25 protein-coding genes are annotated in these 21,262 nt (G+C 63.7%); 9 read left to right on the plus strand and 16 right to left on the minus strand.

Annotation, left to right across the window (positions count from 1 at the left end):
• Window positions 1-145: 145 nt before the first annotated feature.
• Entirely contained in the window at window positions 146-1,834 is a 1,689-nt protein-coding gene (fadD2, locus tag ACJA3S_RS18560; RefSeq protein ID WP_406819540.1) for a long-chain-fatty-acid--CoA ligase FadD2, read from the minus strand.
• A 216-nt stretch (window positions 1,835-2,050) separates the two neighbouring features.
• On the opposite strand from fadD2, the gene ACJA3S_RS18565 reads away from it, so the two are divergent.
• Together ACJA3S_RS18565 and ACJA3S_RS18570 are read left to right on the plus strand one after the other, a co-directional pair.
• Window positions 2,051-2,995 (plus strand): alpha/beta hydrolase, encoded by a 945-nt coding sequence (locus ACJA3S_RS18565; RefSeq protein WP_406819541.1) that lies wholly within the window; start codon window positions 2,051-2,053, stop codon window positions 2,993-2,995.
• Window positions 2,996-3,029: 34 nt separating this feature from the next.
• Complete coding sequence (locus tag ACJA3S_RS18570) at window positions 3,030-3,500, plus strand: MaoC family dehydratase (RefSeq protein WP_406819542.1); 471 nt, start codon at window positions 3,030-3,032, stop codon at window positions 3,498-3,500.
• A gap of 125 nt (window positions 3,501-3,625) precedes the next feature.
• Here ACJA3S_RS18570 and ACJA3S_RS18575 read toward each other — a convergent pair whose 3' ends face one another.
• The 8 genes from ACJA3S_RS18575 to ACJA3S_RS18610 form a co-directional block, all read right to left on the minus strand.
• Complete coding sequence (locus tag ACJA3S_RS18575) at window positions 3,626-4,864, minus strand: RNA polymerase sigma factor (protein ID WP_406819543.1); 1,239 nt, start codon at window positions 4,862-4,864, stop codon at window positions 3,626-3,628.
• Window positions 4,864-5,349 (minus strand): SRPBCC family protein, encoded by a 486-nt coding sequence (locus tag ACJA3S_RS18580; RefSeq protein WP_170031345.1) that lies wholly within the window; start codon window positions 5,347-5,349, stop codon window positions 4,864-4,866. Before ACJA3S_RS18580 ends, ACJA3S_RS18575 begins: the two co-directional genes overlap by 1 nt.
• A 20-nt stretch (window positions 5,350-5,369) precedes the next feature.
• On the minus strand, window positions 5,370-5,714 hold the full coding sequence (locus ACJA3S_RS18585) for a YciI family protein (protein WP_170031347.1): 345 nt from the start codon (window positions 5,712-5,714) through the stop codon (window positions 5,370-5,372).
• 43 nt (window positions 5,715-5,757) lie between these two features.
• Window positions 5,758-6,183: a YybH family protein gene (locus tag ACJA3S_RS18590; RefSeq protein ID WP_406819544.1), complete on the minus strand. Its 426-nt coding sequence runs from the start codon at window positions 6,181-6,183 to the stop codon at window positions 5,758-5,760.
• A gap of 135 nt (window positions 6,184-6,318) precedes the next feature.
• A complete protein-coding gene (locus ACJA3S_RS18595; RefSeq protein ID WP_406819545.1) occupies window positions 6,319-6,945 on the minus strand; it encodes a LysE family translocator in 627 nt (208 codons plus the stop codon).
• Between the two features lie 75 nt (window positions 6,946-7,020).
• Window positions 7,021-7,353: a type II toxin-antitoxin system HicB family antitoxin gene (locus ACJA3S_RS18600; RefSeq protein ID WP_406819546.1), complete on the minus strand. Its 333-nt coding sequence runs from the start codon at window positions 7,351-7,353 to the stop codon at window positions 7,021-7,023.
• On the minus strand, window positions 7,350-7,577 hold the full coding sequence (locus ACJA3S_RS18605) for a type II toxin-antitoxin system HicA family toxin (protein ID WP_406819547.1): 228 nt from the start codon (window positions 7,575-7,577) through the stop codon (window positions 7,350-7,352). Before ACJA3S_RS18605 ends, ACJA3S_RS18600 begins: the two co-directional genes overlap by 4 nt.
• Window positions 7,578-7,737: 160 nt before the next feature.
• Window positions 7,738-7,995 (minus strand): DUF2790 domain-containing protein, encoded by a 258-nt coding sequence (locus ACJA3S_RS18610; protein WP_289131037.1) that lies wholly within the window; start codon window positions 7,993-7,995, stop codon window positions 7,738-7,740.
• A gap of 353 nt (window positions 7,996-8,348) precedes the next feature.
• Between ACJA3S_RS18610 and ACJA3S_RS18615 the strand changes: the two genes are divergently transcribed.
• Window positions 8,349-8,717 (plus strand): GNAT family N-acetyltransferase, encoded by a 369-nt coding sequence (locus tag ACJA3S_RS18615; RefSeq protein ID WP_406819548.1) that lies wholly within the window; start codon window positions 8,349-8,351, stop codon window positions 8,715-8,717.
• Here the strand turns inward: ACJA3S_RS18615 and def are convergent.
• From def to ACJA3S_RS18630, 3 genes are all read right to left on the minus strand, one after another.
• Window positions 8,672-9,208 carry a peptide deformylase gene (gene def / locus ACJA3S_RS18620; protein WP_406819549.1) on the minus strand — a complete coding sequence of 179 codons (537 nt, stop codon included), beginning with the start codon at window positions 9,206-9,208 and terminating at the stop codon, window positions 8,672-8,674. The two genes, ACJA3S_RS18615 and def, sit on opposite strands and share 46 nt — an antisense overlap.
• Window positions 9,205-10,164 (minus strand): YihY/virulence factor BrkB family protein, encoded by a 960-nt coding sequence (locus tag ACJA3S_RS18625; protein WP_406819550.1) that lies wholly within the window; start codon window positions 10,162-10,164, stop codon window positions 9,205-9,207. Before ACJA3S_RS18625 ends, def begins: the two co-directional genes overlap by 4 nt.
• 151 nt (window positions 10,165-10,315) lie before the next feature.
• Window positions 10,316-10,495 carry a CsbD family protein gene (locus ACJA3S_RS18630; protein ID WP_114168292.1) on the minus strand — a complete coding sequence of 60 codons (180 nt, stop codon included), beginning with the start codon at window positions 10,493-10,495 and terminating at the stop codon, window positions 10,316-10,318.
• A gap of 198 nt (window positions 10,496-10,693) precedes the next feature.
• On the opposite strand from ACJA3S_RS18630, the gene ACJA3S_RS18635 reads away from it, so the two are divergent.
• Entirely contained in the window at window positions 10,694-11,074 is a 381-nt protein-coding gene (locus tag ACJA3S_RS18635) for a hypothetical protein (RefSeq protein ID WP_406819551.1), read from the plus strand.
• On the opposite strand, the gene ACJA3S_RS18640 is transcribed toward ACJA3S_RS18635, so the two are convergent.
• Window positions 11,075-11,911 carry a S1 RNA-binding domain-containing protein gene (locus ACJA3S_RS18640; RefSeq protein ID WP_186690556.1) on the minus strand — a complete coding sequence of 279 codons (837 nt, stop codon included), beginning with the start codon at window positions 11,909-11,911 and terminating at the stop codon, window positions 11,075-11,077.
• A gap of 131 nt (window positions 11,912-12,042) precedes the next feature.
• On the opposite strand from ACJA3S_RS18640, the gene ACJA3S_RS18645 reads away from it, so the two are divergent.
• The gene (locus ACJA3S_RS18645) at window positions 12,043-12,936 is read left to right on the plus strand and encodes a DUF6279 family lipoprotein (RefSeq protein WP_406819552.1); all 894 of its coding nucleotides are present in this window, start codon (window positions 12,043-12,045) and stop codon (window positions 12,934-12,936) included.
• A 95-nt stretch (window positions 12,937-13,031) separates the two neighbouring features.
• Here the strand turns inward: ACJA3S_RS18645 and aceK are convergent, their stop codons facing one another.
• Window positions 13,032-14,747 (minus strand): bifunctional isocitrate dehydrogenase kinase/phosphatase, encoded by a 1,716-nt coding sequence (gene aceK, locus ACJA3S_RS18650; protein ID WP_406819553.1) that lies wholly within the window; start codon window positions 14,745-14,747, stop codon window positions 13,032-13,034.
• A gap of 247 nt (window positions 14,748-14,994) precedes the next feature.
• Here aceK and ACJA3S_RS18655 point away from each other — a divergent pair, with 247 nt between their 5' ends.
• The gene (locus ACJA3S_RS18655) at window positions 14,995-15,870 is read left to right on the plus strand and encodes a DMT family transporter (RefSeq protein WP_406819554.1); all 876 of its coding nucleotides are present in this window, start codon (window positions 14,995-14,997) and stop codon (window positions 15,868-15,870) included.
• Between the two features lie 13 nt (window positions 15,871-15,883).
• Window positions 15,884-16,342 carry a DUF4265 domain-containing protein gene (locus ACJA3S_RS18660; RefSeq protein ID WP_406819555.1) on the plus strand — a complete coding sequence of 153 codons (459 nt, stop codon included), beginning with the start codon at window positions 15,884-15,886 and terminating at the stop codon, window positions 16,340-16,342.
• A gap of 3 nt (window positions 16,343-16,345) precedes the next feature.
• Here ACJA3S_RS18660 and ACJA3S_RS18665 read toward each other — a convergent pair whose 3' ends face one another.
• Together ACJA3S_RS18665 and ACJA3S_RS18670 are read right to left on the minus strand one after the other, a co-directional pair.
• A complete protein-coding gene (locus ACJA3S_RS18665; RefSeq protein WP_406819556.1) occupies window positions 16,346-17,227 on the minus strand; it encodes a DMT family transporter in 882 nt (293 codons plus the stop codon).
• Window positions 17,228-17,343: 116 nt separating this feature from the next.
• Complete coding sequence (locus ACJA3S_RS18670; protein WP_289131046.1) at window positions 17,344-17,508, minus strand: hypothetical protein; 165 nt, start codon at window positions 17,506-17,508, stop codon at window positions 17,344-17,346.
• A gap of 279 nt (window positions 17,509-17,787) precedes the next feature.
• Between ACJA3S_RS18670 and ACJA3S_RS18675 the strand changes: the two genes are divergently transcribed.
• Both ACJA3S_RS18675 and ACJA3S_RS18680 read left to right on the plus strand, forming a co-directional pair.
• Window positions 17,788-18,648: a formylglycine-generating enzyme family protein gene (locus ACJA3S_RS18675; RefSeq protein ID WP_406819557.1), complete on the plus strand. Its 861-nt coding sequence runs from the start codon at window positions 17,788-17,790 to the stop codon at window positions 18,646-18,648.
• Between the two features lie 126 nt (window positions 18,649-18,774).
• Complete coding sequence (locus ACJA3S_RS18680; RefSeq protein WP_406819558.1) at window positions 18,775-21,234, plus strand: TonB-dependent siderophore receptor; 2,460 nt, start codon at window positions 18,775-18,777, stop codon at window positions 21,232-21,234.
• The last annotated feature ends 28 nt before the right edge of the window (window positions 21,235-21,262 follow it).

Below are 21,262 nucleotides of genomic sequence, written 5' to 3' on the forward strand. Positions count from 1 at the left end.
ATGTCGCAGATCGGGCTGTAAGCAGCCTGTTAGAGCGGTTCCACGGCATTCGCCGGCTTGCCCGCTCCCACAGGGGCCTCACAGTTCTCGAATGCTGTGCAGTACCTGTGGGAGCGGGCAAGCCCGCGAACAAGCCAACCCGGTATCAAGCTATATCCCGCAGCTCCCGCCGCAGGATCTTGCCCACCGGCGTCATCGGCAAGGCGTCGCGCAACACGATGTGCTTGGGCACCTTGTAGCCGGTGAAGTTGGCCTTGCAGAAGGCCTTGAGCTCTTCCACGCTCACCCCGCCCTCGCGCGGCACCACGAACAGCTTCACCGCCTCGCCGGAACGCTCGTCCGGCACGCCGATGGCTGCGCAGTTGGCCACCTTGGGGTGGCCCATGACCACGTCCTCGATCTCGTTGGGGTACACGTTGAAACCGGAGACGATGATCATGTCCTTCTTGCGGTCGACGATGCGGGTGAAGCCGTCCGGGTCGATCACCGCAATATCGCCGGTCTTGAACCAGCCCTCCGCATCCAGGGCCTGGGCGGTGGCCTCGGGCTGCTGCCAGTAGCCCTTCATCACCTGGGGCCCCTTGATGCACAACTCGCCGCGCTCGCCCAGCGGCAGCTCGTTGCCGTCATCGTCGATCACCTTGAAGGCGGTGCCCACCACCGGGATGCCCACCGTGCCCAGGCGCGCCAGTTGGCCATAGGGGTTGGTGCTGGCCACCGGCGAGGTTTCGGTCAGGCCGTAGCCTTCGACGATGCGGCAGCCGGTCAGGCTCTCCCAGCGCTCGGCAGTGGCCTTGACCAACGCAGTGCCGCCCGAGTTGGTGACTTTAAGCGCGGAGAAATCCAGCTGGCTGAAGCCTGGGTGGTTCATCAGCGCAACAAACAGGGTATTCAGGCCCAGCAGCCCAGTGAACCGCCATTTGCCCAGCTCCTTGATGAAGCCGGGGATATCCCGCGGGTTGGTGATCAGCACGTTGTGGTTGCCGGTGACCATCATGCACATGCAGTTCGCGGTGAAGGCGTAGATGTGGTACAGCGGCAGTGGCGCGATCATCACCTCCTGGCCTTCCTTGATCAGCTTCTGCCCGTCCGGCCCGTGCTGCGACAGGCAGGCCAGTACCTGCAGCATGTTGGCCACCAGGTTGCCGTGGGTGAGCATGGCCCCCTTGGCCAGGCCAGTGGTACCGCCGGTATATTGCAACACGGCGATGTCGTCCAGGCTCAGCGGCACTGGCTTGGCTGACAGCTCGCGGCCCTGGCGCAACACCTGCTTGAACGGTATCGCCTGCGGCAACCGGTAGGCCGGTACCATCTTCTTCAGCTTGTCGACCACAGTGTTGACCAGCCAACCCTTGGCGGCGGGCAGCATGTCGCCCATCTTGGCCTCGATCAGGTAGTCGATGCCGGTATCCGGCAGTACCTCCTGGACGTGCTTGCCGAACATGTTCAGGTATACCAGCGCGCGCGCGCCGCTGTCGGTGAACTGGTGGCGCATCTCGCGCGCGGTGTACAGCGGGTTGGTGTTGACCACGATCAGGCCCGCCCGCAGGGCGCCGAACACGGCGATGGGGTACTGCAGCACGTTGGGCATCTGTACCGCGATGCGGTCACCCGGCTTGAGGTCGGTGTGCTGCTGCAGCCAGGCGGCGAAGGCCGCCGAATGGCGCTCCAGGTCCGCGTAGGTCAAGGTCACGCCCAGGTTGCTGAAGGCCGGGCGATCGGCAAAGCGCTTGCAGGAGCGCTCGAACACCTCGACAACCGAGGTGTAGGCGTTGATATCGAGGGTGGAGGGTACGCCCGCCGGGCGCTTGTCGTTCCAGAAATCGGCTTGCATTTATTATTGTTCCTCTGCCTGGACCCGCTGAGTGTCCTGTCCTTTTACCTGCCCGCCCAAGAGCGAAAAGGCGTTGGCCCGACGTTAACAGGTAAGCCCGAGGTGGCATATACGCCAAGTGCCGCCATTAACATTGTGAATCTTATTTGTGCCCTTCCTGCAATCCGGCCGGTTGTGCATACACTGTTCGGGTACCCGTGCGCACAAGGACCCGCCATGCCTCACGACGCCTTCTGGCTGCCTGCCAGCGAGCATTGCAGCCTGTACGTGCACCAATGGCTGCCGGCCACGCCGGTCAAGGCCGTGGTGCTGCTGGCCCACGGCATGGCCGAGCATGCCGGGCGCTACCAGCCGCTGGGCGAGGCCCTCCGCGCGGCGGGCTTTGCCCTGATCGCCGCCGACCAGCGCGGCCACGGGCGCACCGCCGAACTGGGCAGCCTCGGCCTGTTCGCCCGCCATCATGGCTGGGATGCCGTGGTCAATGATCTCGGGCTGCTGGCCCAGCACATCGGCCAGCAGTACCCATGCACGCCCTTATTCCTGTTCGGCCACAGCATGGGCAGCTACATTGCCCAGGCGTACCTGCTGCACCACAGCGGCAGCCTGCATGGGGCAATCCTCAGTGGCTCCAACTACCAGCCGGCGATGCTCTACCGCGTGGCGCGGCTGATTGCCCGGCTGGAAGCCTGGCGCCAGGGGCCGCTGGGCAAGAGCGCGCTGCTCGAATGGTTGTCGTTCGGCTCGTTCAACAAGGCCTTCAAGCCCAACCGCACGGCATTCGACTGGCTCAGCCGCGACCCGGCGCAGGTCGACCTGTACCTCAACGACCCGTTATGCGGCTTTCGCTGCAGCAACCAGTTGTGGCTCGACCTGCTGCAAGGCTTGGCGCAGATCAGCCAGCCGGGTAACCTCGCGCAGATCGATCCAAACCTGCCGCTGCTGGTGATCGGGGGTGAATGTGATCCGGTCAGTGCCGGCAAGCGTCTCACCCACCTGGCCGACGCCCTGCGCGCGACCGGCAATCGACATGTACAGCTGCGCGTCTACCCCGAGGCGCGGCATGAAGTGCTCAACGAACTCAATCGAGACGAGGTCACTGGCGATATTCTCGCCTGGCTCGAACAGGCGCTGGCCCTTGGCCGGCCTGCCCGCAGCGAATGAAAGGCGCCCTCGCCCGCCCCTTAAGGAAGCCCCGATGACCCAGGTCAGCAACACGCCCTACGAAGCCCTCGAAGTCGGCCAGAAGGCCGAATACCAGAAGTCCGTTGAAGAACGTGATATCCAGCTGTTCGCCGCGATGTCCGGCGACCACAACCCGGTGCACCTGGATGCCGAGTTCGCCGCCAAGAGCATGTTCCGCGAGCGCATTGCCCATGGCATGTTCAGCGGCGCGCTGATCAGCGCTGCAGTGGCCTGCACCCTGCCCGGCCCGGGCACCATCTACCTCGGCCAGCAAATGAGCTTCCAGAAGCCGGTGAAAATTGGCGACACCTTGACCGTGCGCCTGGAAATCCTCGAGAAGCTGCCCAAGTTCAAGGTGCGCATCGCCACCAATGTGTACAACCAGAACGATGAGCTGGTGGTCGAAGGTGAAGCCGAGATCCTGGCACCGCGCAAGCAGCAGACCGTCGAGCTGGTGTCGCCGCCGAACTTCGTGGCTAGCTGAAGTCGGATGTAGCCAGTACCGGCCCTGTCGCCGGCCAGCCAGCTCCCACAGCACCGCCACAGGCTTGGGCATTGTGGTAATCCTGTGAGGGCTGGCTGGCCGACGACAGGGCCGCTGAAGCAAAATCATTCGATCGCCTGCAGGCGCCGCTCGATATGCCTGCGCTCCGGCTCCTGCCGGGTCAGCGCCAGCGCCTGCCGCCAGGCCGCACGCGCTTGCTCCACCTGCCCTAGCTGAAAATGCAGCTCGGCCCGCGCCGCATGCGCCAGGTGGTAATCCTGCAGTTCTCCCCGCGCCAGAATCCGTTCGATTTCCCGCAGGCCAACCGCCGGCCCATCCCGCTTCGCCAGCGCCACCGCGCGGTTCAGCGCCACCACGGCTGACGGCCAGTGCCGCTGCAAGACATCATACAGCCCGACAATCTCGGCCCAGTCGGTGTCCTCGGCCGTGGCCGCTTCGGCATGCACCGCGGCAATCGCCGTCTGCACGGTATAGGCACCAAATGCCCGGCTTTGCAGGGCCTGGCGCACCAGTTGGCAGCCTTCGGCAATGCGCTGCTGGTCCCACAGGCTGCGGTCCTGCTGCTCCAGCACCACCAGGTTGCCTTGGCCATCGGTACGCGCGCGCTGGCGGGACGCCTGTAGCAGCATCAAGGCCAACAGGCCGACCGCCTCCGGGTCAGGCAGCAACTGCACCAGCAGCCGCGCCAGGCGAATGGCCTCGTCACTCAGCGCCTGCTGCAACAGCGCTTCGCCCGACGACGCCGAATAGCCTTCGTTGAACACCAGGTAGATCACCCGTAGCACGCTTTCCAGGCGCTCAGGCAACTCGCTCAGCTCCGGTACCTGATAGGGGATGCCGGCATCGCGGATCTTGGCCTTGGCACGCACGATGCGCTGGGCGATGGTGGCCGGGCTTTGCAGGAAGGCACGGGCGATCTGTTCGGTGGTCAGGTCGCAGACTTCGCGCAGGGTCAGCGGTACCTGGGCATCGGCAGACAACGCCGGGTGGCAGCAGGTAAAGATCAGCCGCAGGCGGTCGTCCGCCAGCAGTTCTTCTTCGCTGGGGTCCTGCACCTGGCCGTCGAGGAGCATGCTCAGGTCTGCCTGGGAGCGGTCGAAACGGGCCCGCCGGCGCAGCGCATCGATGGCCTTGAAGCGCCCGGTGGAGACCAGCCACGCCCGTGGGTTGGCGGGTATGCCGTCGCGCTGCCAGCGCTCCACCGCGATGAAGAAGGCATCGTGCATGGCCTCCTCGGCCAGGTCGAAGTCGCCCAGCAGGCGAATCAGCGTCGCCAGGATGCGGCGCGACTCCTGCCGGTAGACCGCCTCGACCTCGGCGCGCACCTGGGCCACGGCCAGCATCAGTCGGGCATCCGCTGGGTCACCACCTCCACCAGCCGCTCCAGGCTTTCTCCCCATCCCTGGTGGAAACCCATCTCTTCATGGGCACGGCAGTCGGTGGCGCTCCAGTGCCAGGCACGGGCGGTGTAGCGGGTCTTGCCCTGCTCCTCGTCGAAACTGATCACGGCGGTCATGAAGGCCTTGTCCGAGGGCACCCAGCCCGGGCCGAAGGCATCGGTGAATACCAACCGCCGCGGCGCGGCAATTTCCAGGAACACGCCCTGGTTCGGGTACTCGCTGCCGTCCGGTGCCCGCATCAGGGTGCGGAACAGGCCCCCGGGCCACAACTGCATCTCGCACTCCGGGGTCGTCATGCCGTGCGGGCCCCACCACTGCATCAACCACTCAGGTTCGGTCCAGGCGCGAAACACCTTGGCCGGTGGCGCGTCGATCAGGCGGCTGATGGACAATTCGTGTTGCGCTTGCGCAGGCAGTGCAAGGGTCATGCTCAGGCTCTCCGTCGCTGTCAGGGTTGCAGTTCACGCACTGGCCGCACCTCGACACTGCCAACCCGCGCAGCGGGAATGCCCTTGGCGATGTTCAGCGCCTCGTTCAGGTCGCGGGCTTCCACCAGGTAGAAGCCGGCCAGTTGCTCCTTGGTCTCGGCGAACGGGCCATCGGTCAGGCTCATCTGGCCGTTGCGCATGCGTACCGTGGTGGCGGTCTGCACCGACTTCAGCGCCTCGGCCGCCAGCATTCGCCCGGAGCCCTGGATGGATTCGGCGTACGCCATGCATTCGGCGTCTTCCGGGCTGTCGGGCAGGCTGTGCAGCAGCCCCTCGTCACAATAGACCAGGCACAGGTATTTCATGGTCGCCTCCAGGCATTGGCAACGTATGTTTGGCGATAACCGCTCAGGGTTTGAGATCGAACAGCGCTTTCTGGGTCTGCATGTCGAATGGCGCCGACCAGTGTTCATGGATGACCTGCCACTGGCCGCCCTGACGACGATAGCCTACGGTGGCACGCATGAAGCCGCACTGGCTTTCGTTGTCGGCCGGGCCACAGCGGTTCAGCCAATGGGCCAGGGCCAGGTCGCCAGCGGCATGCACGGTGAGTTCGGCGAGTTCGAAGACCATCGGGCCGGGACACAGGCCCATGCACATTTCCCAGTGCGCCTGGTAATTGGCCTTGCCTTTGAATTGCAGGGCCTGGATGGCATCGAAGGCAACGATGTCGTCGGCATAAGGGGCGATGATGTTGGCGATGTCGCGGTCGCGCACGGCCTGCATCCAGCGCGCGATCAGTTGGCGGATCTCGGTTTCGGCTGTAGTGCTCATCGGGGGTTGCTCCGACAGGTCATGGGTGGTGGCAACGCCGGCAGCGTGCCTTCACCTATGGTCGAACCGAGGGCGGGGGAATCGACAAGGCCTGGAAATATTTCTGCCAGCGAAGCCGGCAACGGACCGACCTGCTCAAACGAATTCCCGATATCCCGACACGATCACATACACCGCGAAGTAACAGAAAATGGCCGCCGACAGCAGATACGACCAGGTCAGCAGCCGGTCACCCAGCAAGCGCCCGCCATGGCTGGCAATGCCACACAGGCCAATGCACCAAACCAGCCCGGCGGCGAAGAAGCCGCCGAGGAACAACCCGGCCTCCACCAGGCTGCCGCCGCCGGAACGGGAAATCAGCACGCCACCCACCGCAGCAAACCACAAGATGGCGCTGGGCGACGACATGGCCAGAAAGATACCGCGCAGGAATTCGCGCCACCCCGACTCCACCACCACCTCGCCCCGCGCCTCCATGTGCCCGCCGCGCCACGCAGCCAGGAGCATTTTCAGTGCGAACCACACCAGCAACACCGAGCCACCCAGCCACAGCGCCCAGCGCACGCTTTCGAACTGCAGCAGCACGGTCATTCCGGCCAGTGCGGCGATGGCATACAGCAGGTCGCCGACGCAGGTGCCGAGGCCCAGCCAGAAACCCTGGAGGAAACCACGCTGCATGGCCAAAGTAATCATGGCGATATTGGCGATGCCGATATCCAGGCACAGGGAGAGACTGAGGAGAAAACCATTGGAGAAAGGCATGCAAGGCTCGGCTGCGGCTCAAGAAAGCGGCCTAGAGCGTGCCATGACTGCGCAGCGGTTGGGAAGTGCGCGGGTTCAGGCCATGGCGGCTTGCTCGAAGACTTCGTCCGCCCATTGGTTCAAGCTCTTGCCGGCGGCGCGTGCGGCGATACTCGCCGCGGCATGGACTTCGGGGCGGATGCGCAGCATGATTTTGCCAGAGGCAGGTTTTTCTGGCGTTATGCCCTGCTCTGCACAATCGGCCAGGTAATCCTCCAACGCATCGCGGAAAGCCTCATGCAGCTCCGGCACCGACCTCGCGTGAAAACCGATGATGTCACGCATACCAAGCACTCGGCCGACGAAGATATCGTCACGCTCGTCATACTCGATACGGGCAGCGTAGCCTTTATAGCGCATGCAACTCATATCCTGACTCCTGCCCGCAACAGGAATTCGCGAGCCTCTTCAATTTGATACCGCTTGGCTTCCTTACCAGGATGAGGCCGGTGGCATCGCCAGCATTGGCCACCCAGCACAAGCTTGACCCTGGATCCTTTCCGCTCTAGTACCTGGCCACCCAAGTGGAGCGTCAATGCCTCGATTTCGGAAAAAGCCAACGACGCCGTAGTCGGCGTGCGAAAAAATGGCATCGAGGATCTTGCGGTATCGAGTGTTCATCGAAAAATGCTATCAAAATAAGATAGCGCTTTTCCTCGATATTCATTCAGGATTTTTCTATTGCTCGAAAAGCATGCGCGGCTGGCCCCGGGGCAGACCGCCGCAGGGCCACCGACATCTGGCAACGGCTGATCAACCCTGCTGGCAACCCTCACCCATGGCGCGGTACTGGATAGTATGTACCTGCCCCTGGTGGTCCTCGTAGGTCATTGTCGCCGGGACCACTTCGCACACGTTGGGGATGGTCGACAGGTTGATCACCCGCTTGATATCCAGGTTCATCGAATAGTCGTATTGCTGGGCCACGGGTTCGCTGTTGACGGGTTTGGCCTCATCGGCGAGGGCGAACGAGGACATACCGACCAATGCAAGAATCAGTAGTGGTTTCATGTGAGTCTGCCTTTCACGCGTTCAAGCTGATCGATTGACTTCTATTGCCGTGACGGCGCGGAGAAGTTGCCATCTACGCTGAAGATGGCACGAAGTACCGATCCCGCTTCGTACTGCCAGGGGGGATGAGTGAAAGTCTACTCCCGGCCCTGAATACTTGAACCCCACAGTCGGATATTCAGCCTTGCAGTATTTGCAACAATCTGCGACAACGTGGCCGCAAATAGTCAGGCCAGAGCGTTTGGTCACTTTTCAGGGCAGGCCCCACCATTTCACTCAATCTGCAGTGTTTGCCACTGTCGGCCAGCGAACGCCGGCTACTGGACCATTTTTACCGCCAGCATGGCACGCGCATGCGTGCTGCGGGCGACGGGCAACTATGGGTGGCTAGGGCGCCGGGGATCATCGCCGGGTTGAGCCTGAGCCCGGTAGACAACGGCTTCTGGCTGACCGGACTGTTCGTCGCCCCGCAGCACCGCGGCCAGGGGGTAGCCGGGCGTTTGATCGAGGCGGCGCTGGCGCAGGCAGGCGGCCCGACCTGGCTGTTCTGCCATCCGGACCTTGCAGCCTTCTACCAGCGCCTGGGTTTCGCCACTGCCGGGCACTTGCCGCAAGCCCTGGCTGGCCGCCTGCAGCGCTACCAGCGCAGCAAACGCCTGGTGGCCCTGCAGCGGGGTCAGTCGTCGCTGGGGTCAAGCCCGGGAAACAGCACTTCGGTGTAGCCGAACCGGGAGAAGTCCTGGATGCGTGACGGGTACAGGCGGCCGATCAGGTGATCGCACTCGTGTTGCACCACCCGGGCATGAAAGCCTTCGGCAAAGCGCTCGATCGGCTTGCCCTGGGGGTCGACGCCGGTATAGCAGATATGCTTGAAACGCGGCACCACGCCGCGCAGGCCAGGTACCGACAGGCAGCCTTCCCAACCGTCCTCCAGTTCGCTGGAGGTTGGCGTGATCACCGGGTTGAGGAGGATGGTCTGCGGCACCGGCTCGGCATTCGGGTAACGCTCGCTGCGCTCGAAGCCAAAGATCACCAGTTGCAGGTCGATGCCGACCTGCGGCGCCGCCAGGCCGACACCGCCGACGTGATGCATGGTTTCGAACATGTCGTCGATCAGTTGCTGCAACTCGGCGCTGCCGAACATGTGCTGGGGTACGGGCGGCGCGATGCGCAGCAGGCGTTCGTCACCCATCTTGAGAATGTCGCGGATCATCGGGGGTTCGGCTCGGTAGGTGGGTGCTCGCTGGGTACCGGGTGTTCATGGCCCAGCACGGTAATGGTGGCGTGGGGGGTGTGCTCGGCAGCTTCCTTTTCGCCCGGGTTCTTGCCCTCGCTGGACATATGCTCGATCACGGCGTTCATTTCCGCGCCCAGCAGCAACACCGCAGCGGAAATATAGAAGTACAGCAACAGCACGATGATTGCACCAATACTGCCGTACATGGCGTTGTAGTCGGCAAAGGTCTTCACGTAGTAGGCAAAGCCCAGCGACGCGACGATCCACACCACCACCGCCAGTACCGAGCCCGGGGTGATGAAGCGAAACTCCTGTTTCACATCCGGCATCACGTAGTAGATCACCGCCACTGCAACCATCAGCAGAATCACGATCACCGGCCAGCGCAGCACGGTCCACAAGGTGACGATGAACTCCTGCATGCCAACCTGCGCCGCGATCCATTCCATTACCTGCGGGCCCAGCACCATCAGCGCCGCCGCCGCCAGCAGCATGCCGGCCAAGCCTACCGTGTAGATGATCGACAGGGGCAGGCGCTTCCAGGCCGGGCGCCCCTCGGGCACGTCGTAGGCGGCGTTCATCGCGCTCATCATCAGGCGCACACCGGCCGAGGCGGTCCACAGGGCAATCACGATACCTACCGACAGCAGCCCGCCCTTGGACTGTTGCAACTGGTCGATCACCGGGTTCACCTGCTCCAGCGCCTGGGGCGGCAGCACCAGTTCCGACTGCAGGCGCAGCCAGGAGAAGAAGTCCGGCAGATGCAGGAAGCCGATCAGCGCTATCAAGAACAGCAGAAAAGGAAACAGCGAGAACAGCGCCTGATAAGCCATTGCCGAGGCGTAGGTGGACATCTCGTCGTCAAGGAATTCCTTGACCGTACGTACCAGCACGCGGTGCAAGGGCAGGCCGCGCAGGTCGGGGAAAATCATAGCGTCTCCTTTCGCCGCTTGATCGGTTCAACGGACAAGTCTAATAGACCCTGTCGGCGCTGTGCTGCTCCCGGCAATACTGCAAGAATTTTCCTACAGCAGTATCAGCCTCTTCGCGGGCCAGCGCGAAGAGGCCGCTTGGCGAATCACATCAAGGCTTTTTCACTGCATCCTTCACATTGCCCTTGATCTGTTGCCCCTCACCTTTCAATTCCTGCGCCTCGCCCTCGGCCCGCAGCCTGTCATTGTCGGTGGCTTTGCCAACCCCCTGCTTGACGTTACCGATCGCTTCGTTGGCCAACCCCTTCGCTTTGTCTTTGGTACCGCTCATGGCAAAACTCCTGTAACTGGAGACACATGGACCGTGTCGACAGTCGGTGGACCCAGGCCCTCTGCCAGGAGTTTCAATGAATCACGCGCGCCTGAGCCAAGCGGCACCAATGCAGGCATGGCAGACGGCAAACCTTGCCGCGCCCGGTGCCACCCCTCACAATGCAGGCCTTCGTAGCGTCAACCCGCAGGAACCTGCATGAAACTCGACAAACCCGCCGCCATCGCCCGGCGTAACCAAGCATTGGCCCGGCCGGTGCTGACCAGCGCCAATACCCTGTTCGCCATTCTCGACCGCAAGCGCAACCTGTGGTGGTTCGAGGTGCCGGTGGCGCTGCTGCGCAAGGGCCAGCCCGACTGGGTCAACCTGCTGCTGCACACCCCGGACAGCGACGAGCTGCAACACCTGAAGGTGCCGACCAACTTCCTGCGCGCCCACCAGGAGCAGATGGAAGTGCGCAACCCCGGCAAGCGTCGCTCGACCATCAGCCTGGCGCTCAGTGCCGACCGCGATTCGCTGCTGCGCGACACCCGCCCAGGTGGCGAGCAGCTGGACTTCAGTACCTTCGTGCAGGCCTGATCAGGCCTTCTCGATCCGATCGTCATGGATGACGATACGGCCCTGCTTGAACAGGCCGCCAATGGCCTTCTTGAAGTTGCCCTTGCTGACGTTGAACAGCTTGCTGATCAGCGCCGGGTCGCTCTTGTCGCACACCCCCAGCACCCCGCCTTCGGCCTCCAGGCGGGCCATGATCTGCTCCTGCAGGCTGTCGGCCAGGGCCGCGCCCACCGGCTGCAGGCTGAGGGCGATCTTGCCGTCGTGGCGCACTTCCTTGATGAAGCCCTTTTCGTGCATGCCGGAACGCAGGAACTTGAACACCTCGTTCTTGTGGATCAGGCCCCAGTGGCGGTTGTTGATGATGGCCTTGAAGCCCATTGGCGTTTCGCCGGCCACCAGCAGCTCGACCGGCTGACCAGCCTGGTAGTCCGCCGGGGTGCGGTCCAGGTAGCGGTCCAGGCGCGAAGTGGCGGTGATGCGGCGGGTGCGCTTGTCGAGGTACACGTGCACCACGCAGTAGTCGCCGATCTTCAATGGCCGCGCCTCTTCCGAGTACGGCATCAGCAGGTCCTTGGACAGGCCCCAGTCGAGGAAGATGCCGGCGCCGTTGATGTCCTTGACCTTGAGGCTGGCGAATTCGCCGACCTGCACCTTGGGCTTTTCGGTGGTGGCGATCAGCTGGTCTTCGCTGTCCAGGTAGATGAACACGTTCAGCCAGTCATCGACTTCGGTTTCGGCGTTTTTCGGGATGTAGCGCGCGGGCAGCAGGATCTCGCCGTCGGCACCGCCATCCAGGTACAGGCCGAAGTCCACGTGTTTCACGATTTGCAAACTGTTGTAACGCCCAAGCAGAGCCATTTCCGATGATCCTCAAGACAAGGCGGCTATTCTACACCTGAAGCCAGCGCGCCGCCCGACCGCTGATGCAGTGGAACCGCCAGCCGCCCCCTTGCGTCTACCGTCTGGCAAGCCTCAGCAAGGAGCAGCCCATGCCGCTACGCCTGTCCAAAGCCCTGCTCATCGCCATCGGCTTCGCCCTGGCCTTGGCCGCCTGCAGCCGCATCGACCTGGCCTACCGCAACCTCGACCGCCTGGTGCCCTGGTCGCTGGGCGATTACCTGGACATGAACCGCGAGCAGAAGGCCATGCTCGACGACCGCCTGCGCGAGCACCTGGCCTGGCATTGCCAGACCCAGTTGCCTGGCTACCTCGACTGGCTGGACCGCATACGCGACATGGTGGCAGACGGCCAGGTAACCGACCAGGCCCTGCAGCAACGCACCCGCGAAGCGCGCGAGGCGATTGGCCGGGTGGCCGAGGAAATCACTCCGTCGGCCACTGAACTGCTGCGCGGCATGAGCGATGCGCAGGTGGCGGAAATGCGCGAGGCATTCCGCGACGACATCGCCGAACGGCAGAAACAGTATGTCGATACGCCGCTGTCGAAACAGATCGCCCGCCGCGCCGAACGCATGGAAAAACGCCTCACGCCCTGGTTTGGCGAGCTGACCCCGGTGCAGCAGCAACGGGTCCGGGCCTGGTCCGAGGCGCTGGGCGACCAGAACCGCGCATGGATCGCCAACCGCGCCCACTGGCAGCAACAACTGCTGCTGACAATGAACCAGCGTAACGACGCCAGCTTCGAGCCGCGCCTGGCGACCCTGCTGCAGCGCAAGGAGAGCTTGTGGACGCCGGAATATCGCGCGGCATTCGAGAATACCGAGCGCCAGGCGCGTAGCCTGCTGGTCGACCTGGTGCAACAGAGCACCCCGCAGCAGCGGCGATTGCTGCTGGAACGGCTGGGCCAGGTGCGCACCAATTTCAGTGAGTTGAAGTGCTTGAAGGGTGGCGGTGAAAAGCAGGCCCGGCCTCTTCGCGGGTAAACCCGCTCCCACAGATACGGCACAGTATGCGAAACCAGTGGGGTGCCTGTGGGAGCGGGTTTACCCGCGAAGAGGCCGGGCCTGCTAAAGCACAGTCACCGCGCCTTGCGCCGATACGGGAACACATCGATCACCTTGCCGTCGCGTATCGCCGCCTGCAGCCGCTTCCAGTAATCCGCGTCGTACAGCTCCCCATGCAAGCGGCTGAACAGCCGGCGCTGGCCGATATCGGCAAACAAAAATGGCGGAAACTCTTCGGGGAACACATCATGCGGCCCGATCGAATACCACGGCTCGCCCGACATCTCGTCTTCCGGGTAGCGCGGCGGTGGAATGTGGCGGAAGTTCACCTCGGTCAGAAAGCTGATTTCGTCATAGTCGTAGAACACCACCCGGCCATGCCGGGTAACGCCGAAATTCTTCAGCAGCATGTCGCCAGGGAAGATATTCGCCGCCGCCAGCTGCTTGATGGCCAGGCCGTAATCCTCCAGCGCCTCCAGCACCTGGGCCTCGCTGGCATGCTCCAGGTACAGGTTCAGGGGCGTCATGCGCCGCTCGGTCCAGCAGTGGCGAATCAGCACCGTGTCGCCCTCCAGCGCCACGGTCGAGGGTGCCACCTCCAGCAGTTCGGCCAGGCACTCCGGCTCGAACTTGCTGCGCGGAAAGCGAAAATCGGCAAACTCCTGGGTATCGGCCATACGCCCCACCCGATCGACACTCTTCACCAACCGGTACTTGTCGATCACCGTGGCGCGGTCGACCGTCTTCGAGGGCGAAAAACGGTCCTTGATGATCTTGAACACGGTGTTGAAGCCCGGCAGGGTGAACACGCTCATGACCATGCCGCGGACCCCGGGCGCCATCACGAAGCGGTCGTCACTGCTGGCCAGGTGGTTGATCAGCGCCCGGTAGAACTCCGACTTGCCGTGCTTGTAGAACCCGATCGAGGTGTACAGCTCGGCAATGTGCTTGCCCGGCAGAATGCGCTTGAGGAAGTTGACGAACTCCGCCGGCACCGGCACATCGACCATGAAGTACGAGCGGGTGAAAGAAAAGATGATCGATACCTCGGCCTCGTCGGTGATCAGCGCATCGGCCTCGATGCCGTGCCCTTCGCGGTGCAACAGCGGAATCACCAAAGGCCACTGCTCGTCGCTGTTGTATAGCCGGCCGACCAGGTATGCCCCCTTGTTGCGGTACAGCACCGGCACGAACAACTCCAGGGCCAGGGCCGGGTCCTTGCACACCCAGTCCGGCAGGCAGTCGCGCAACTGCTCCTCCAGGCGCGCCAGGTCGCCCTCCAGGTCACCGTATGCGACATCGAACGGGTAGTCGGCAAATACCGCCCGCAGCAAGCCCTTCAGGCCACCGTCAGGTCGATAGGTGCGAGTTTGCGCAGCCCGTTCGCGGCCGCGCATCGACGGCCGGGTGGTGTGGATGAACATGCAGCCGTCGCTGATCAGGTCGTGGCTGAACAGGCTGCAGAACAGCGAGTTGTACCAGGTCTCGGCCAGCTCGTCGTCCAGGCGCGGGTCGATCAGGTGGATGTAGGCGTTCTTCACCAGCGGCCATTGCGCCACGTCCAGCAACACATCCTCGGCAAACCCTTGGCGCAGCCAGCCGTTGACCTCGGCGACCTTTTCCTCGTAGAGGTTGATGCGGGCAGCAGCGGCACGCTGGATTTCCTGCCAGCGCGCCTGCTCGAAGCGCTTGCGGGCGCCCAGGGTGATGCGCTGGAAGTGGTCGCGGTAGTCGTCGAAACCGGCGAGGATCATTCGGGCGATTTCGACGGCGGGCCAGGGTTGGGGCATACGAAGACCTCGGTGCGGTGTTGAGTTACAGAGCTTAGTCGCCTCTTGGTTTTTGCGGAGCCTGTGCCGGCCTCTTCGCGGGCTCGCCCGCTCCCACAGGATTACCACAGGGCCGAGCATTGCAGAGAACCTGTGGGAGCGGGCATGCCCGCGAAGAGGCCAGCACAGGTTTACACCGCAAGAAAGCACAAGAATCCCCCCGCCCCGTGGCGTACACTCGCGCCCTGCCCTGCCGCCGGAGACCGTCGTGAGCCCCATCGCCCTAGCCCGCCTGCTGACCCTTGCTGCCGTCTGGGGGGCGAGTTTTCTGTTCATGCGCATCATCGCCCCGGCGCTTGGCACGGTACCGACCGCGTTTTTCCGCGTGTCCATCGCCTGCCTGGGCCTGGTCGCGCTGTTTGCCGCCGCCCGGGTGCGCTGGGACTTCCAGGGCAAGCTCGGCGCCTGCCTGGTGCTGGGCATGATCAACTCCGGCATCCCGGCCACCTTCTATTCCGTGGCCGCCCAGGTGTTACCGGCCGGTTATTCGGCCATCTTCAACGCCACCACGCCGCTGATGGGTGTGCTGGTCGGCGCGCTGTTCTTCCGCGAGCCGCTGACCCTGGCCAAGCTGTGCGGCATCTTCCTCGGCCTGTTCGGCGTCGGCATCCTCAGCGGTGCCGGCCCGGTGGCCCTCGACCTGGCCCTGCTGCAGGGCGCCCTCGCCTGCCTGGCAGCCACCACCTGCTACGGCTTTGCCGGTTTCCTCGCCCGCCGCTGGGTCAGCGGCCTGGACAGCCGCCTGTCGGCCCTGGGCAGCATGCTCGGCGCCACCCTGATGCTCAGCCCGCTGTTCGCCTGGAGCGCACTGAGCCAGCCCCCGGCCAGCTGGGGCGGCTGGCAGGTATGGCTGTCGCTGCTGGGCCTGGGCTTGCTGTGTACGGCATTCGCCTACATCCTGTACTTCCGCCTGCTGGAAGAAATCGGCCCGGTCAAGGCCAGCACCGTGACCTTCCTGATCCCGGTGTTCGGCGTAGTGTGGGGGGCGTGGCTGCTGGACGAACCGCTATCGATGGCGCACCTGTACGGCGGCCTGCTGATTGGCGCGGCGTTGTGGCTGGTACTGCGCCCGGCGCGCAGGTGAAGCGGAGCAGACCGTGAACAGCGCATACAAGAAGGTCTTGTTCCGCCTGGAGCAGGACGCCAACGGCTATCCACCAGCCTCGGTCGAGGGGCTGTGGGCCAAGGCCGTGGACGGTGGCTATGCCGTCGACAACATTCCCTTCCATGTCTACGGCATTGCCCCGGGCGACGTGATCGCCACCCGTGAACAAGCCGGCGAAACCTGGTTTGCCGAACTGCGCCGCAGCGGCGGCAGCTCGGTGTTCCGGGTCATCGTCAAGCCCCCGGAAACCCTGGACCAGGTACGCGCGGCGCTGCAAGACTTCGGCTGCAACTGCGAGACCGAGCAAGCGGTGAAGATGCTGGCGCTCGAGGTCCCGCCGCAGCGTTCGCTCGATACCCTGCTCTATTACTTGCTCACCCAGCGCGACGCCGGCCTGCTGGACTTCGAGGAAGGCGTGCTGCGCCACGCGATCCCCGAAGAATTCCGCTAGGGCCTAGGCCTCGGCCAGGCGCGCGGCGGGCTTGCGAAACACGAACAGCAGGCCCACCACGATCAGCCCCATGCCCAGCAGGCCGAGCGGTGCCAGGCGGTTACCGAAGATCAGCAAGTCCATCACTGCAGTCACGGCCGGCACCAGGTAGAACAGGCTGGTGACATTGACCAGGTTGCCCTTGGCGATCAGCCGGTACAGCAGCAAGGTCGCCAGCAGCGAGACCACCAGGCCCATCCACAGCAGCGCGCCGACGAAGCTGCCGCTCCACTGCACATGCAGTGGTTGCAGCGGCGCGAACAGTGCGCACATGGCAAAGCCGGCCAGGTACTGCAGCGGCAGGGTGCCCATCGGGTTGTCGGTGATGCGCTTCTGCAGGATCGAACCGAAGGTCATGCAGGCCAGCGCCAGCAGGGCGAACAGCATCCCGGCCAGCGATACCCCACCCAGGTTGATGCCCTGGTAGACCACCATGACCAAGCCCGCCAGCCCCAACCCCAGGCCGAACAGGCGGCTCCACGAGCGCTGGCGCTCCATCAGCACCACGGTCAGGATCGGTTGTACCCCCATCACCGTGGCCATGATGCCCGGGGTGACCTGGGTGTCGAGCGCCAGCATGTAGAAGATCTGGTAGGCGCCGAGCAGCACGCAGCCGGTGCCCAGGGCCCGCAGCACGGCACCACGACTGCGCGGCCAGCGCAGCCCCAGCAGCGGCCCGACCAGCAGCACGCCGGCCAGGGCCAGCGCCGAGCGCAGCAGCAGGAAGGCGAACGGGCTGGCCTGCGCCAGGCCCAGCTTGGAAACGATCGCCCCGCTGCTCCACAGCAGGACGAACAGGCAGGTAGTGGCCGCCGAGGCCACGGAGGTTTTGCTAAAGACAGACATGGATTGCCACCTGATATAAGGCAAATAAGCCAGACGGACGACGTGCGCTTCAGCGAGGGAAGTCGCCGACCGTGTTCAGTAGGTTGCGTGTGCGAAGGGCAGCGGCCAGCAGCCGATCAGCCCAGCACGACCACGCAGCGAGGCGGAGCTACGCCGCCCACGACGCCACTGACAGGTGGTGGTGGATAGTGACTGATCATGACCGGCTGCTGGCTGCCACGCACGACCATGCCCGCGACTGGCGCGATGGCAAAGCAGGTGGTGGAAGGGCTGGCTGGCATGAGCAGGTCTTCGGGAAGAGGACAATGGGCTGGACTATAGCCCGGTGTTTTCTGGCTGGCAACTCCCCCCGCCGCCCACGCTCCCGTTGTAGGAGCGGCCTTGCGTCGCGATGGGCTGCGAAGCGGCCCCATTTCTTTGCATTCACGCCGATATTGCCGGGGCCGCTTCGCGCCCCATCGCGACGCAAGGCCGCTCCTACAACACTGGTTAATTTTTCACCGCCTCGGCTCGTCTGAATGCGAAACGCAGCCCGCATTCACCCGTTCCGAGGACCGCCGATGAACCTCTCCACCTGGCTCTGCCGGCCAGCCCAGATCACCTGCCTGCTGCTGGTCAGCGCCCATGCCCACGCCGCCAAACCCGGCGACGTGTTCAAAGACTGCAAGGACTGCCCGGAAATGGTCGTGCTGCCCGCCGGCAGCTACCTGATGGGCGCCCCCGACGACGAAGTCGGTCGCCAGCCCGACGAGGGCCCGCTGCACATCGTGACCTTCGCCAAACCCTTCGCCATGAGCCGCTACCAGGTGACCGCTGGCGAACTGGACGCCTACATCAAGGCCACCGGCACCGTGATCAAGAGCGGCGACGAGCGCCCCGGCCGCTGGTGCGAAGCGAGCAAACCCAGCTACCCGCAAGGCCCCCGCCAACCGGCGGTGTGCGTGGACTACGCCGAAGTGCAGGGCTACGCCCGCTGGCTGGCGAAAACCACCGGCAAAGCGTACCGCATGGTCAGCGAGGCCGAACGCGAATACGCCGCCCGCGCTGGCTCCAGCGGCCCGTTCCCGTTCCTCTTCGACGAACCGGGCAAGTACCAGATCAGCAAGCACGCCAACACCTACGGCCCCAAGGACGGTTACACCTACACCGCCCCGGTGGGCAGCTACCCGGCCAATGCCTTCGGCCTGTACGACATGCACGGCAACGTCTACGAATGGGTCGCCGATTGCTACCACGACAGCTACGTAGGCGCCCCTGCCGACGGCAGCGCCTGGGTCCAGGACCCGCAGTGCATCCGCGCGCACATGCGTGGCAACGACTGGGGCGAGCCGCCGATCTTCTCTCGCTCGGCCAACCGCAACGACCGCCTCAAGACCACCCGCGGCGACTTCCTCGGTTTCCGCGTAGCACGTGAATTGTGAAGTTGTGACGCGGTTGGCGCAGCAGCCTGACAAAAAATCGGCAATAAGAATCGTTCCGGTTTTTACCAGGTACTGCGTCCTATTGCTGACACCGATAAAAACCCTCTGCCAACGAGACCGCAATAGATGTCCAAGCCCCTGCCCGGCCCGCTCAACCCACTGGCCAAAGCGTTACTGATCCGTCACTCCTTTCGCCCCCGGGATGCGTTGACACGCGTCGGCCTGGGCCTGGCGATGTCCACCGCCATCGTCGCCCAGGTGCAGGCGCAGGAATGGACCCTGGACATTCCCGCGCAGTCGATGAACTCGGCATTGCAGGCATTGGCCAGACAGACCGATACCCAGTTGCTGTACAGCCCGGAGGACATCGGCGGGTTGCGCTCCAACGCCCTCAAGGGCCAGCACGATCTGGCTTCGTCACTGGCCATCCTGCTGGGTGGCAGCGGGCTGCGTTACCAGATCGACGGCAACACCGTGACCGTCAGCGCAGCTTCAAGCGCAAAGGACGGCCAGGTCGAGCTTTCGGCGACCAACGTGAGTAGCACGGGCCTGGGGGCCACCACCGAAGGCACGGGGTCGTACACCACCGGGGTGACCAACACCGCCACCAAGATGAACCTGTCGATCCGCGAAACGCCGCAAACCATCAGCGTGATCACCCGCCAGCGCATGGACGACCAACACCTGGCGACAATGACCGAAGTGCTCAACCAGACGCCCGGCATCACCATGTCCCAGGACGGCGGTGAGCGTTTCAACATCTACTCCCGTGGCAGTGCGATCAACACCTACCAGATCGATGGCGTGACCACCACCCAGGAAAACCAGACCCGCAACATGCCCAGCACCCTGCTGGACATGGCGCTCTATGATCATGTCGAGATCATCCGTGGTGCCACCGGCCTGATGACCGGGGCGGGTGACCCGAGCGGCGTGGTGAACCTGATCCGCAAGCGGCCAACCCGCGAGTTCAAGTCGCATATCCAGGCCGGGGTTGGCTCGTGGGACTACTACCGCGCCGAAGCAGACATCTCCGGGCCGCTGACGGCAAACGGCAACGTTCGCGGCCGTTTCGTCGCAGCCAAGCAAGACAACGACACCTTCATGGACTGGTACAGCCAGAAACGCGACCTGGTCTATGGGGTAGTCGAAGCAGACCTGAGCGACAGCACCGTTGGCCGTTTCAGCATCGACCACCAGAAGTACCGGGCCGATGGTGCCCCCGGCGTCCCGGTGCTGTTCAGCAACGGCCAACCCACCGATTTCTCCCGCTCGAAAAGCGCCGGCGCGCGCTGGATGTACGACGAAATCGAAACCACCAACTACACCTTCGGCCTGGAACAGGCTCTGGCCAATGACTGGCAGTTCAAGATCGCCGCCAACTACATGGACGTCGACCGCGATACCGATTCTGCCTACCTGCGTACCACCACCAACGTGGCCTATATCAACCAGGCCACCGGTGCGATACCGATCATCCCGGCCAAGGCCAAGGCAACCCAGACGCAGAAAGGCATCGATGTGACGCTCCAGGGCCCGTTTGAACTGCTCGGGCAAAGCCATGAGCTGATCGTCGGCTACAACTTCCAGGAGTACGAGAACCAGCACGACGAAGACGATGCGCCGTCGACCACGATCGACTATTACAACTGGGACAACCAGATGGCCCGGCCAGCGGACGACAGCTACGTCCCGTTCCTCGATTACAACGTCGCTATCCGGCAGAGCGGTTACTACCTGGCCGGTCGCTTCAACGTCACTGACGAGCTGCACTTCATTCTCGGCGCCCGGGTTTCGAAATACAGCTACGACTACAACCTCAGCATCCTGCCCACCCGCGCCCCGACCACCAAGATGCGCGAGAACGGCGTGGTCACGCCCTATGCCGGGATCGTCTACGACCTGACCCCGGAGCAGTCGGTCTATGTCAGCTATACCGACATCTTCAAACCGCAGTCCGCGCAGGATGTTTCCGGCAAGACCCTGGAGCCTGTGGTGGGCAAAAACTACGAACTGGGTTGGAAAGGTGAATTCTATGAGGGCCGGTTGAATGCCAACGCTGCTGTCTACCTGATCCAGCGCGACAACCTTGCCGAAGAGGATGGCGATAACCGGACACCTGATCGTACCCAGGCTTTCCGCGCTGTCGACGGTGCGGAAACCAAAGGTATCGACCTGGAACTGTCCGGTGAGGTGCTGCCCGGCTGGAACCTGCAGACCGGCTATAGCCATTCGCGTACCGAGGACGCCGATGGCAACCGCCTGACCACGCAATTGCCCATGGACACCTTCCGCCTCTGGACCACCTACCGTCTTCAGGGTGACTGGAACAAGCTGACCATTGGCGGCGGTGCAAGCTGGAACTCCAGCTCGTCGCTCACCTACGCCCGCCTGGGTGCACGGGTCACGCAAGACGACTATACCGTCGCCAGCCTGATGGCTCGCTACCAGATCAACGACAACCTGTCGGCCACCGTCAACGTCAACAACCTGTTCGATGAGAAATACTACGCAGGCATGGCCGGCAGCTACGCCCACTACGGCGCCCCGCGCAACACCATGCTGAACCTGCGCTACGACTTCTGACCTGACAGCAATCCCGCCACACTTGCCG

It is taken from the genome of Pseudomonas sp. KnCO4 (assembly GCF_045344305.1).
GTDB classification, from domain to species: Bacteria; Pseudomonadota; Gammaproteobacteria; order Pseudomonadales; family Pseudomonadaceae; genus Aquipseudomonas; species Aquipseudomonas anuradhapurensis.